Annotated in this window: 12 protein-coding genes and 1 pseudogene; 4 read left to right on the plus strand and 9 right to left on the minus strand. The window is 43.2% G+C overall.

The features are described 5' to 3' along the window. Positions 1-6: 6 nt before the first annotated feature. On the plus strand, positions 7-159 hold the full coding sequence (locus JMX94_RS04160; RefSeq protein WP_201563486.1) for a hypothetical protein: 153 nt from the start codon (positions 7-9) through the stop codon (positions 157-159). Between the two features lie 129 nt (positions 160-288). Here the strand turns inward: JMX94_RS04160 and JMX94_RS04165 are convergent, their stop codons facing one another. From JMX94_RS04165 to ispF, 6 genes and pseudogenes are all read right to left on the minus strand, one after another. Beyond that, positions 289-1,308 (minus strand): ornithine cyclodeaminase family protein, encoded by a 1,020-nt coding sequence (locus JMX94_RS04165; RefSeq protein ID WP_201563488.1) that lies wholly within the window; start codon positions 1,306-1,308, stop codon positions 289-291. A 94-nt stretch (positions 1,309-1,402) separates the two neighbouring features. Then, complete coding sequence (locus JMX94_RS04170; protein ID WP_201563490.1) at positions 1,403-2,362, minus strand: AEC family transporter; 960 nt, start codon at positions 2,360-2,362, stop codon at positions 1,403-1,405. 282 nt (positions 2,363-2,644) lie between these two features. Further along, positions 2,645-4,543, minus strand: coding sequence for a tRNA uridine-5-carboxymethylaminomethyl(34) synthesis enzyme MnmG (gene mnmG / locus JMX94_RS04175; RefSeq protein ID WP_201563492.1), 1,899 nt, complete (start codon positions 4,541-4,543; stop codon positions 2,645-2,647). 258 nt (positions 4,544-4,801) lie between these two features. After that, positions 4,802-5,335, minus strand: a complete 534-nt coding sequence (locus tag JMX94_RS04180) for a hypothetical protein (protein ID WP_201563494.1) — start codon at positions 5,333-5,335, stop codon at positions 4,802-4,804. 209 nt (positions 5,336-5,544) lie between these two features. Next, entirely contained in the window at positions 5,545-5,895 is a 351-nt protein-coding gene (grxD, locus tag JMX94_RS04185; RefSeq protein ID WP_025653310.1) for a Grx4 family monothiol glutaredoxin, read from the minus strand. Between the two features lie 287 nt (positions 5,896-6,182). After that, positions 6,183-6,659, minus strand: a pseudogene (ispF, locus tag JMX94_RS04190) (2-C-methyl-D-erythritol 2,4-cyclodiphosphate synthase); the annotation flags it as partial. A gap of 289 nt (positions 6,660-6,948) precedes the next feature. Between ispF and mnmA the strand changes: the two are divergent. Next, positions 6,949-8,175 carry a tRNA 2-thiouridine(34) synthase MnmA gene (gene mnmA / locus JMX94_RS04195; RefSeq protein WP_201563496.1) on the plus strand — a complete coding sequence of 409 codons (1,227 nt, stop codon included), beginning with the start codon at positions 6,949-6,951 and terminating at the stop codon, positions 8,173-8,175. Between the two features lie 10 nt (positions 8,176-8,185). Here the strand turns inward: mnmA and JMX94_RS04200 are convergent, their stop codons facing one another. Both JMX94_RS04200 and JMX94_RS04205 read right to left on the minus strand, forming a co-directional pair. Then, positions 8,186-8,959 carry a hypothetical protein gene (locus tag JMX94_RS04200; protein WP_201563498.1) on the minus strand — a complete coding sequence of 258 codons (774 nt, stop codon included), beginning with the start codon at positions 8,957-8,959 and terminating at the stop codon, positions 8,186-8,188. Positions 8,960-9,096: 137 nt separating this feature from the next. Further along, positions 9,097-9,453 (minus strand): hypothetical protein, encoded by a 357-nt coding sequence (locus tag JMX94_RS04205; protein WP_201563500.1) that lies wholly within the window; start codon positions 9,451-9,453, stop codon positions 9,097-9,099. 196 nt (positions 9,454-9,649) lie between these two features. Here JMX94_RS04205 and purB point away from each other — a divergent pair, with 196 nt between their 5' ends. After that, positions 9,650-11,041 (plus strand): adenylosuccinate lyase, encoded by a 1,392-nt coding sequence (gene purB / locus JMX94_RS04210; protein WP_201563502.1) that lies wholly within the window; start codon positions 9,650-9,652, stop codon positions 11,039-11,041. 137 nt (positions 11,042-11,178) lie between these two features. Here the strand turns inward: purB and JMX94_RS04215 are convergent, their stop codons facing one another. Then, entirely contained in the window at positions 11,179-11,370 is a 192-nt protein-coding gene (locus tag JMX94_RS04215) for an NF038104 family lipoprotein (protein WP_183617888.1), read from the minus strand. Between the two features lie 158 nt (positions 11,371-11,528). On the opposite strand from JMX94_RS04215, the gene JMX94_RS04220 reads away from it, so the two are divergent. After that, positions 11,529-12,701: a cupin domain-containing protein gene (locus JMX94_RS04220; RefSeq protein ID WP_201563504.1), complete on the plus strand. Its 1,173-nt coding sequence runs from the start codon at positions 11,529-11,531 to the stop codon at positions 12,699-12,701. The last annotated feature ends 56 nt before the right edge of the window (positions 12,702-12,757 follow it).

Here is a 12,757-nt window from a genome sequence, read left to right on the forward strand (position 1 = left end):
ACGGTCATGGAACCCTCTACTTTTATCGGTTCATCAATATTTTTATATATCGTGGCATTTATTGCGGTGATGGTTGTTGGCGGCTATTTAACCTATCATATAAGCCCCAAGCGCAAGCAGCGTCTTGCAAGCAAACGCCGTAAAGACGATATCAAATAACTATTTTCAATGTTAAAAGCCCCCTTTTCTAATTTGAAACGGGGGCTTTTTTAATGATGGTAATGATTAAGATAATAAACCTTAGTTGTTGGCTTTATAAGCTATCAGGCTTATAAGCTATCAGTCGTCTCACCAATCAACTGCCGCGCCAAAAGCTTTTTGCTTGGCTTGTTTTGCCACATATAAAGCCACGGCCGCATCAAAGCTTGCCGCGCCGACTGATTTAAACAAGGTAATGCCCGGCTCTGATTTTACGATCTCTTTGGTGACGAGCGCTTGCAAATCACCACTAAGGTCACTCCACGTCCATGTACAATCCTCGCTATCGTGCGCTTGGATTAAGTCACCGGCTTCATGGCGACTACCTACCAAGTCATCAACCACCACCATATCACTGTTGGCGATAACCTCATTGCTTATCTCCTTCATCGACGGCTGATATGCTCCAACCGCATTGATATGAACCTCAGATTTGATATGTTGACTATCAAATAAGCCTTCCGTCGCCCGTGTCGCCACGTTGATAATATCGGCATCACAAATAGCATCATTGATATCTTTGCAAATGCTTATATCAACCTTCCATTGGCTATAATCACGCTCAAAACGCGTTTTAAATTGCTCAGCGCCTTCATTGCTTCTATTCCATAAATAGACTGTTTTAATTTCAGGACGTACTGTCAATACCGCATGCAATTGCTCATAAGCCATGCCGCCGCAGCCAACCACTGCCACGCTTTGACAATCAGGCTTTGCCATATATTTGGTTGCGATACCTGACAACGCCGCCGTACGCACTTGGGTAATATAAATGCCATCCATAATCGCTAATATGGCGCCCGTATCATTATCGGATACGGTGATAAGGGCGGTGGTGGTTGGCATATCGCGGCTAGGATTATCAGGGCAAATAGTCACCAATTTCACGGCAGTATATTCTTTTTCCCCATCATAAATCGTCGCTGGCATCGATAAATGCGAGCCTGAGCTGTGTTTATCATCTTCACTAAACGTCTCAATGACCAAACGCTCAGGGGCTTTAACCCATTCAGGGTGCGCCGCTTGTTGATGTAACATTGCTTCGATAGCGTCAATAGCCGCTTGCATATTAAGATGTTCGGTCACGACCGCTTGATTTAATAACTGCACGTTGAGTGCTCCTTTTTATCAGTTTATTATTTACTTTATATCCATCATTTAACACGACGATTGGCGCTATATCCACCCTGCTACATCCATCCTGCTATATCCACCCTAACACGCGTAGTATCGCCGCGCCAATCGCCATACCAAACATTCCTACTACCGTTGTAAATGCTAAAATGTTGGCAGCCAATATATCATTCCCGCCCATGGCCTTTGCCATCACATAACTGGCAGCCGCCGTCGGTGACGCCGCCATTAAAAACAGCACACCCATATGCATGCCTGATAAACCAAAACTTAACCCAACGGCGATGGCCACAAAAGGCGCAATAACGATACGGCCAATACTAGCCTGCATCGACAGCCCCGACGGGTGCAACATCGACTTTAAATCAATACTCGCCCCAGCGCAAATCAGTGCTAACGGTAATGCCACCGCCGCCAGCAAATCGCCCGTCTTATGAATCACACCGGTAATCGGTGGCAGCGGTAACGCTTTATAAGCAAATGCCGCAACCAACGCAATGATTAAAGGGTTGGTAAACAGTTTTTTGACAATCATTATGCTGCGACTGAGCCACGTATCGTCTGCGCTTTTGGACACACGACTCAGGGTAATGACGGCTAAGATATTAAATAATATCGTCACCACCCCCATATAGACGGCGCCAATACTTAAGCCCTGCTCTCCGTAAGCATTGGCGACGGTTGCTAGCCCGATAATCGCCATATTACTGCGAAAGATACCTTGTACAAACACGCCTTGGTCGGCAGGCTTACGGATAAAATAACTGGCATAAATCTCGGCACCAATAAATAGGATAAAGGTCACCAAAATACCAGCCATGATTAAAATCATTTGCTTAGCATAATCGACCTCACTATCGACGACACTAAAAAATAACAAGCAAGGCAAACAATAATTAAAGACAAAGCTGGATGCTTGATCGATAAAAGCTTGACTCGCCTCACCGCGCCGCTGCATAAAAAAACCCAACCCCATCAAAAAAAGGTTAGGCAGTACAATGGTGATGGCAAAAATAATAGCAGCGGTCATAAATAAGCTCAATTCAGTGACAAGCCCACCATACTATGGACAATAGCGAGATAAATTAATGAATGATAAGTAGGATGATTCGTCATATGAGTATAGAGACAAAACAGCAAGCAAGACAAGCTGGTATGCGACTTTCTTTTCATAACGGCGATATTTTGACAAAAAAAAGCCTATAACGATTTCTCATTATGGGCTTTTTTTACGCTTTAAACTAATAGTTGTTGCTACGTTACTTTTCTATTACATCTTACCTTTTTACTTCTTTTATCTTTCAAGTTATGACTATGAAGCATTTAACGCCGCCTGTGCTTTTTTCTGCTTCTTAACGGTCATGGCTAACAGTTGAATAGCGGCAGGCGTAACACCGCTAATGCGTCCCGCTTGTGCAAGCGTGGCAGGGCGAATTTGCGCCAGCTTTTGTACAATCTCATTGGATAACCCTGACACCACACTATAATCAAAATCCATTGGCAATGCAGTATTTTCCAAACGCTTCATCTGGTCGATATCTTCTTGCTGACGGTCAATATAGCCGGCATATTTAACAGAAATCTCGATCTGCTCACCGACTTGGCTATCGACCTCTGAGCCAGTTATAGCAGCGATATCATTAAAGTGAATTTGTGGACGTTTTAATAAATCGTAAGCAGTCGATTCTTTAGAAAGCACCTCTCCTGTCTGCTCGGTCACTTGCTGACCTAGAGCATTAGCAGGCGTCGCCCAGATGTCTTTGAGACGCGAGGTTTCAGTGGCAATGGCTTCCATTTTTTCTTGATAGGCTTGCCAGCGCACGTCATCTACCAAACCAAGCTTACGACCGGTTTCGGTTAAGCGTTGATCGGCATTGTCTTCACGCAACAGCAAGCGATATTCGGCGCGGCTGGTAAACATACGATATGGCTCAGTGGTGCCATGCGTAATCAAATCATCGACCAGTACGCCAAGATATGCTTCATCGCGGCGCGGCGTCCAAACGTCAAACTCACTGTTTTCACAGGTGACCAGTGCCGCATTAGTACCGGCTAATAAACCTTGCACGCCCGCCTCTTCGTAGCCTGTCGTACCATTGATTTGACCGGCAAAGTACAAACGATCAATTGATTTAGTCTCTAAAGTTGGTTTTAGGTTTTGCGGATCAAAATAATCATACTCAATCGCATAGCCTGGACGCGTAATATGCGCATTCTCTAGACCCTTCATACTATGGATAAAGTCTAATTGCACATCAAATGGCAAGCTGGTTGAGATACCGTTTGGATATAGCTCATGTGTGGTCAAGCCTTCTGGCTCGATGAAGATTTGATGGCTGTCTTTATCGGCAAAGCGGTGAATCTTATCTTCAATTGATGGACAATAACGTGGACCTACGCCTTCGATTTTGCCAGAAAACATCGGTGAGCGGTCTAGATTTTCACGGATAATATCATGGGTACGCGCATTGGTATGGGTGATATAGCAATTGACCTGTTCAGGATGCATGGACACATCGCCCATATAGCTCATCACTGGCAGCGGCGTATCGCCTGGCTGAACTGTCATGACACTAAAGTCAACGCTACGCGCATCGATACGCGCTGGCGTACCGGTCTTTAGACGTCCAACGGGCAATTTCAATTCACGTAAACGGTCAGCAAGCTTGATAGAAGGCTGGTCGCCTGCGCGTCCGCCTTTTGAATTCTCAAGACCAATATGAATGACACCCCCTAAAAAAGTACCTGAGGTCAGTACCACGGTTTGAGTGTTAAAAATAATACCGGTTGCCGTCACAACCGCTGTGGCACGACCGTTTTCAACTAGAATATCATCGGCCGCTTGTTGGAATATATCCAAATTTGGCTGATTCTCTAACGTATGACGAATGGCAGCTTTATAAAGAATACGATCCGCTTGCGCACGCGTGGCACGAACAGCAGCACCTTTACGGCTATTTAACACGCGAAACTGGATACCAGATTTGTCGGTGGCCAATGCCATGGCGCCGCCAAGCGCATCAATCTCACGCACCAAATGTGATTTACCGATACCACCAATCGCAGGGTTACAGCTCATCTGCCCCAGCGTCTCGATATTATGCGTTAAAAGTAAAGTTTGCGCCCCCATACGTGCGGCCGCCAGAGCAGCTTCTGTGCCAGCATGACCGCCGCCGATCACTACCACGTCGTAATTTTTTGGGTATTGCATGTATGCCTCACTTGACTCTCAACGCAACCGTGAGCCAGAGGCTATGGTTAAATAGCATGGCTGCCGGTAAATAAACGTCAGTCGAATTTAAAAAAAGATAACGACTCAGATGAGCCATTAAAGATAGGTTAGATAGCCGGTAATTATAACAATTTTTTGCCGCTGAAAAAACGTTATACGAAAAACTATTCAAATTAACTATTATTGCAATTGACTATCAAGGCACATCAATAGAAGCTTGATGAACCTAGGTGGGATTTATTTACCAGGGCTGAGCGGTACAATACGGTCGGACTGCCCACTTGCCAGCATATGGTGGCTGCCATAACCTTCTGGATTAATCTGCAAATAGGCATTCATCTGCCCAATAGCATCACCATCATTGCTGGCCAAGATTTGCTCTTTAATCATCTCAACTGGCGGCAACGGCAAGTTTTTTAACAAGGCCAAACGCTGAGCGTTATCGCCTTTATTAACCACAAGCTCGATAAGTTGACGCGCATCGATGGGTAAATCTGGGGTATTTTGCGCCAATAATGCCAAATGATAGGCACCGGCAGCATCTTGATCAGCGACGATACGCTGCTCAATAGCAATATAAGTCGCCTCGGTTGCACCGCCTGCCACGCTTAGCTGATGAATACATTTAAGGGCAGAATTTGGCTCATTATCCGCCATATCAATTAAACGGGTTGATTCGTTTTTTAAATGTTCGCGGCGTTTTTCGATGGCTGCTTGTTCAGTCGCCTCTTGTTGCTCCGTTAATTCCGTGTTTGATAATTGATTATTCATATAATTCTCTCTTTTATGCAAAATATATTTATCTTGGACACTATATGGGGCTAAAAGCTATAAAAACAATAAATTGCATAGACAATAAAAAAACCCGAATAGCCATTCCACTAAGGAAGGCTATTCGGGTTTACTGTGCTTCAATACTTCAAAAATGCTTCAAACTATTTATTGAGACATATAAACTGCCCAATAAACGCGCTTAAATATTAAGCAGCAGGACTATTGGCTTCAACCAAAGGCTTAAGCTCGCCTGATTGGTACATTTGTAAAATGATGTCTGAACCGCCCATCAACTCGCCATCAATCCATAACTGTGGGAACGTTGGCCAGTTGGCAATCTTTGGCAATGTTGCACGGATTTCTGGATTTTCTAAAATATTAACAAAGGCGAATGGACGACCGATTTGCGTCAAAACCTCAATCGATTTGGCAGAAAAACCACACTGTGGAAACTGTGGGGTGCCTTTCATATAAAGAATGACTTTATTGTCTTTAATTTGATCACGAATCAGCTGTTCAACATCGTTTGCAGCAGTATTTGGGGTTTGCTCACTCATAAAAGCTCCTATTTATTAAAATCAAAAATTATTAAAACCATTATCAAAAAAAGGTATGTCACGTTAAATTTGGCATGTGGCTGCTACATGGGGCGATTGCCATTATATTGCAACCATCATCAAGTGATACTTACTATAATAGCCATCTAATCACTTGCTATTAGGGATTAAACGTCAAGCACATTAGCATCAGAAACGTTAACATCAGAAACATTATCGCCAGCCATGTTGTCGCCAGCCATGTTGTCGCTAGCCAGATTGTCGCCAGACATAGGCATATTCGGCACCAATAATACCACGGCATTGGCCATGATGCCCTCTTGCCGACCGGTAAAGCCCAGTTTTTCAGTTGTTGTGGCTTTAATGCTGACATTACTCACAGCAGTTTGCAAGTCACTGGCGATATTTTCGCGCATCGCTTGATTATAGGGTGCCAATTTTGGGCGCTCACACATCACGGTAATATCAGCATTGCCTAAAGTATAACCGGCGGCTTGGACTTTACCATACACATAACGGAGTAGGACGCGCGAATCCAAACCTGCGTGCGCCGCATCGGTATCTGGAAAATGCTGCCCAATATCACCAAGCGCCAATGCGCCAAGCAACGCGTCAGCAAGCGCGTGCAACACCACATCGCCATCAGAATGTGCAAGCAAACTATGGGTATGCTCTATCGGCACGCCTGCCAGTATCACATATTGCTGCTGCTCGCCCGTATTATGAAACGCATGGACATCGATACCTTGACCAATTTTTATCATTATTATTCCAAGTGAATTACTAAGTGAATGAAGGGTGATTGAAATAATTTAGAACCACTATCTAAATTTCTAAAGCGGTTTTACGCTCAGTAAGCGCGCATAGGTCGCCACCGCTTACAATTAACTGTTATAATATGACGCTTATTTTATCACAATACCCAGACCAAAATACCCCGTCCAAAAAACGAGATGACCTTATCAGCTGACTAAGTCTATCACTCTTAGTCGTTTTATTGATGAATAGCGTCATGTCACCCTTTGGATAACGTATAAATTGTTGAGCAATTCTATGTCAGCCACGCCAAACACCGCAAACCTACCCGTTTCAGACTCTTTTAGCGTCCATCGTCCTTTGACGCTTGCCGATATCGACAATCCTAGCAGCAAGCACGTCATCGTCGGTATGTCAGGCGGCGTCGACTCTTCCGTATCGGCTGTTTTGCTCCAGCAAGCAGGCTTTAAAGTGGAAGGTCTGTTTATGAAGAACTGGGAAGAAGATGACGGCACCGAATACTGTACGGCGATGGATGACCTAGCAGACGCGCAAGCGGTGTGTGACAAAATCGGTATCAAGCTGCATACCGCCAACTTTGCCATGGAATATTGGGATCGCGTGTTTGAGCATTTCTTAGCCGAATACAAAGCCGGACGCACGCCAAATCCAGATATTTTATGCAATAAAGAAATCAAGTTTAAAGCGTTCTTAGACTATGCACTGACCCTTGGCGCTGATTATATTGCCACCGGTCACTATACGCGCCGCAGCCTGAACTATGAAAATAACAACGGCGAAACCGTCGCCCAGTTATTGTGTGGACTGGATAATAATAAAGACCAAAGCTACTTCTTACATGCGGTCGGCGGCGATAAAATCGCTAAGACGCTATTCCCAGTAGGTGAGCTTGAAAAACCAGTCGTGCGTCAAATTGCTGAAGAGCATGACTTGGCGACAGCTAAAAAGAAAGATTCTACTGGTATTTGCTTTATTGGTGAGCGCCGTTTTAAAGACTTTTTACAACAGTACTTGCCGGCGCAAAAAGGCGACATCGTCACCGACGACGGTCATGTGATTGGTCAGCATGATGGCTTGATGTATTATACTTTAGGTCAGCGCGGCGGCATCGGTATCGGCGGCGTCAAAGACCGTCCAGAAGAACCTTGGTTTGTATTGGCAAAGGATTTGGACAAAAACCGTTTGATCGTCGGTCAAGGTCATGAGCATCCGATGCTAATGAGTAATGAGCTGCGAGCTTATAAGCTTGACTGGGTTGACGGATTGCCGCCTGCCGATATTTTTAGCACGGAAGGCTTACGCTGCATGGCAAAATCTCGCTATCGCCAGCCTGATCAGGCCTGCCGTGTTTACGCGCTAAATGATGATGGCTCTGAGGTTCGTGTGCTATTTGATGAGCCACAACGTGCCGTTACTCCTGGTCAATCAGCAGTATTTTATATCGATGAGGTGTGTCTTGGTGGTGGCGTGATTGCTGTTATTGATGCGCCTTGTGGGTTTTAATTCTTAGGTTTTACTCAATTACTGAATAAATATTATAAGTCAATTGAGCGATTGGCTGAAGCTCTGAGGTAAATTGATAAAAGCGAATATCATAGCTTCCTGAAGTCCAGCCATCATATGGTTTAAAACTTACCCAATTCTGGTTACTGTCGGCGATAATATTCTTTTTCTCAAATAATAGCACTTGCCCTGTTTGATTGTTGACCCATTTTACAAAAACAAAAGGGCTAGCAGGGGCTTTACCATCTGTGTCCAAATGCGCAAATAGTTTAGTATCTTTATTTAGGGTTGATGTATCTAAAGAGTTTGGCGGCATTACTTGACTTAAAGATAATTTGACATCGCCTACTAAGGGTTGATTGTCATTTGATTTGTATAGCTCTTCGACAGCTCGCTGGGCAAACCGTCTTTTATCTGAGATAACATCACTGGAGCCTTTTGCCATAAATTTATCAACGTACTGACTTAGGACATAATCCGGTATATCATTAACGATATTTATAGCTTGCTGCTGTGAGTAATCATTAATAGAGGGAGATGAGACCTTTGTGTTTGGATCAGCTGATAATTTTCCTGCGCCTATATTATTTGCGTAACTCTCTAACTCCACTAAAGTATTACTTACTTGATTAGAGCCATTTTGATTATTTGTGTCTATAGGGGTTTGCCGCTTTGTCTGCATAACCCGATCCATTTGCTGTTTGGTCATAAACAAATAGGTGCTTAAAACACCAAATAAAAAGGCAACAAGAACAGATGAGATAAATAAGGTTTTGTCTTTCATAAGATATCAATGGTTTAATACTATAGTTGATTGAGTTGAAGACTTCTGATTATAACTTTTAGAACATAAAAAAAGCATCCACTACCAGTGTGAATGCTTTTAAAAATAAATCGACTTATCTTTTAAGCCGATAGATATTATTTAGCACATTGAACTATATAACCATTAAATTTGAGGCTACCAGCAGATATTCCCCCTGAAATTTTTGAGCCTAAAGTAACAGTATTGCCCGAACATTCATAGCTACTCTCTTTACCGCCATTAACATTCGGAATTGCGAAAGTACATGTGCCTTCTCTAGGTACATATACATTGTTACCTTCAGATTTACATTTAGCAATACTAGGCTTGGGAGGAGTTGTAGGTTGTGTATTCGGAGTTGTGGGTGCTGAGTTAGAGCCCGTGTAAGATGAACCACTACTATCTGAGTCACCACCACAAGCAGTTAAACTCAAAGTAGATCCTAATAATAAGACGCCCAATAATTTATTCATTGTTTGTTCCTGGTTTGATATGAGTTTGAGTTAATCCGGCAATATATCACTAGCTATTTATCAAGTAAACATTATTTTACTAATGTGGTATTTGTTTTTTAACTTAATCTTATTTATAAACAGGTTATAATTGTGCCATTAAAATTTCTGTACTGTGTTATTTACTATTTTATTTACTATTAAATGAGGCCCCTTCATGACTCCACTTACCGCACTCTCCCCAATCGATGGTCGCTACGCATCTAAAGCTGACAGCTTGCGCCCTTACCTATCTGAATTTGGTCTGATTAAAGCCCGCGTTACCGTCGAGATTCGCTGGTTACAGTCATTGGCGGATAATAGCGCGATTGTTGAGTTGGCAGCGTTTGATGCCGATACCAACGACTTTTTAAACAGCATTGTTGATGACTTTAGTGAAGCAGATGCACAAGCCATTAAAGATATCGAAGCGACGACCAACCACGATGTAAAAGCGGTTGAATACTTTATCAAAGACAAATTCCGCGGCAATCAGCAGTTAGAAGATAGCTTAGAATTTATCCACTTTGCTTGTACCAGTGAAGATATCAATAACTTGTCCTATGCATTGATGCTAAAAGACAGCCGCGAGATTGTGGTAGCTAAAATGCAGCAAGTGACCGATAGCATTGTTGATTTAGCGCTTACTCATGCTGACCAGCCAATGTTGTCACGTACGCATGGTCAAACCGCTAGCCCAACGACCCTCGGTAAAGAGATGGCAAACGTCGCTTATCGCTTAGCTCGCCAAATCAAACAAATCGGTCAAGTTGAACTGTTGGGTAAAATCAATGGCGCTGTTGGTAACTATAATGCGCACTTCTCAGCCTATCCTGATGTTGATTGGCAAACTCATGCTGAGCAATTTATCAATGAGCGTTTAGAATTGACCTTTAATCCTTATACCACGCAAATTGAGCCGCATGATTATATCGCTGAATTGTTTGATGTGGTAAGACGCTTCAATACTATTTTAATCGATTTTAACCGTGATATTTGGCAATATATTAGCTTAGGCTATTTCAAGCAGCGCCTAAAAGATGGTGAAGTGGGTTCTTCTACCATGCCGCATAAAGTCAATCCGATTGATTTTGAAAACTCAGAAGGTAACTTGGGCGTGGCAAATGCGAAGCTTGCTCACTTAGGTGAAAAACTACCGATTTCACGTATGCAGCGCGACTTATCAGATTCTACTGTACTGCGTAATATCGGTGTTGGCTTAGCTCAAAGTATGATTGCCTTTGATGCTTGCCTAAAAGGTGTGAGCAAACTTGAGTTAAATGCGCAGCGCTTAAATGATGATTTGGACAATGCCCAAGAAGTGTTGGCAGAGCCGATTCAAACGGTCATGCGTCGCTACCGTGTCGAAAACCCATACGAGAAGCTAAAAGCTTTAACCCGTGGCAATGCCATGACTCGTGAGGCCATGCTAACCTTCGTTGAAAGTGATGAGTTGAATGCTGTGAGCGATGCGGATAAAGCACGTTTACGTGAAATGACGCCTGCGACCTATACTGGTAATGCGGCTGAGCAAGCACGTACCATTAAAGAGTGGATTGCTAAGATTTAATAAACGCTGCAGTTACCTTAAAAAAAGATATCAATGACTATGCATTGATATCTTGCTAAATAATTGACCTTACTTTGAATGCTATGATTTATCCTTAAAGATGCGTCTTTAATGGTACATAGCTTTTGAGTAAGGTTTTATTTTTTATCCTTTTTATCTTCGTCATCACTATCGCCCGGTATAATAGCTTTACCGACAGCGACGGTACCTTTTACCACGCCTTTGGTGGTTTTATAAGCGATTTTAGCCGGTACGGTCACTATCTTATGGACACAGGCTTGTAATAAAAACACGCTAGCGATAATGACAATAAAATGCAATTTTTTCATAAACTTCCTACGATTGATGGAGTGTTCTGACAGTAGCTATTGATATTGACACTGTAATACTCACTATCAGATAGGCAATAATCATAAACTATTAAAACTGTCCTATAAAGCACTCCTCACTATTAATCTTATGCCCATTTTTAGATATGGATTTATCAATGACCTCAATTCCCCTTTGTTTACCCGACTCTATTACGCCTGAGCAATTCTTAAACGAGTATTGGCAAAAAAAACCATTACTCATTAAACAAGGTCTACCGCAATTGATTGGCATGTTCGAGCCAGAGGATATGCTCGGTCTTGCGCTTGAAGAGGACGCTTCAGCGCGACTGCTAACCCAAGCAGCTAGCAAGCAAGAAGGTGCGCCACAATGGCAACTCAAAAAGAGCCCATTGGCTGAAACTGATTTTGATAACTTGCCAAAACAATGGACCGTACTGGTGCAGAATATGGAACAGTGGTCACCTGAGCTTGGTCAATTATGGCAAGCGTTTGACTTTATTCCGCAATGGCAGCGTGATGACATTATGGTCTCATATGCGCCTAAAGGCGGCTCAGTGGGCAAGCACTATGACGACTATGATGTATTTTTAGCGCAAGGTTTTGGGTCCCGGCGTTGGCAGCTTGGCAAATTTTGTGATAAAGATACTGAGTTCGTTGCCGATGAGCCGATTAGATTGTTTGATGATATGGGTGAGCTCATCTTTGATGAGATACTAGAAGCTGGTGACGTACTTTATGTACCGCCGAAACTTTCGCACTTTGGCGTCGCGCAAGATGACTGCTTAACCTTTTCATTTGGCTGTCGTCGTCCAAACTTAATGCAAATTATCGATAGCCTAGCTGATATCGCCACCAACGATAGCGATTTATTTATCCCGATGCTATTACCACAAGCGCTACAAGCGTCAGGTGAATTGCAAGCAGATAGTATCAATGCGATTAAAGACCAGCTATTACAAATGCTACAGTCTGAGCGCGGCGACGATATTATTCGTCAAGCAGTGTCGGAAGTCGTGAGCAAACGTCAATACGATGCGCTAATTCCAGAAGAAACGGTAGACACTGATGAGCTGATGCAAGCCCTGCTCGATGGCGCAACCCTGCAAGCGGACTATAGTAATCGCCTACTCTATAGCCAAACTGATGATGGCGTGACGCTATATGCCAATGGTCAGCGCATTGACGGACTTGATGCTGCGGCAACAGCCATACTAGTGCGTTTGGCTAATGGCGAGCACTTACAACATCAAGATGTCACGGATATCGATTCAGATGACTTAAGTGAATGGTTAGAAAATGGCTGGGTGTGGCTACAATATCCCGAATGATAGGGTAGCCATATTTTTAGCAATTGAGGTTTAAACATCATTAATAATTAAAAACG

It is taken from the genome of Psychrobacter sp. CMS30 (genome assembly GCF_904846565.1).
Taxonomy (GTDB): Bacteria; Pseudomonadota; Gammaproteobacteria; order Pseudomonadales; family Moraxellaceae; genus Psychrobacter; species Psychrobacter maritimus.

Bases quoted from the DNA above. Each gene is read 5' to 3' on its own strand.
- JMX94_RS04160 (WP_201563486.1), top strand. From the start codon at position 7: ATGGAACCCTCTACTTTTATCGGTTCATCAATATTTTTATATATCGTG.
- JMX94_RS04170 (WP_201563490.1), bottom strand. From the start codon at position 2,362: ATGACCGCTGCTATTATTTTTGCCATCACCATTGTACTGCCTAACCTT.
- mnmG (WP_201563492.1), bottom strand. From the start codon at position 4,543: ATGCAATACCCAAAAAATTACGACGTGGTAGTGATCGGCGGCGGTCAT.
- JMX94_RS04180 (WP_201563494.1), bottom strand. From the start codon at position 5,335: ATGAATAATCAATTATCAAACACGGAATTAACGGAGCAACAAGAGGCG.
- grxD (WP_025653310.1), bottom strand. From the start codon at position 5,895: ATGAGTGAGCAAACCCCAAATACTGCTGCAAACGATGTTGAACAGCTG.
- mnmA (WP_201563496.1), top strand. From the start codon at position 6,949: ATGTCAGCCACGCCAAACACCGCAAACCTACCCGTTTCAGACTCTTTT.
- JMX94_RS04200 (WP_201563498.1), bottom strand. From the start codon at position 8,959: ATGAAAGACAAAACCTTATTTATCTCATCTGTTCTTGTTGCCTTTTTA.
- JMX94_RS04205 (WP_201563500.1), bottom strand. From the start codon at position 9,453: ATGAATAAATTATTGGGCGTCTTATTATTAGGATCTACTTTGAGTTTA.
- purB (WP_201563502.1), top strand. From the start codon at position 9,650: ATGACTCCACTTACCGCACTCTCCCCAATCGATGGTCGCTACGCATCT.
- JMX94_RS04215 (WP_183617888.1), bottom strand. From the start codon at position 11,370: ATGAAAAAATTGCATTTTATTGTCATTATCGCTAGCGTGTTTTTATTA.
- JMX94_RS04220 (WP_201563504.1), top strand. From the start codon at position 11,529: ATGACCTCAATTCCCCTTTGTTTACCCGACTCTATTACGCCTGAGCAA.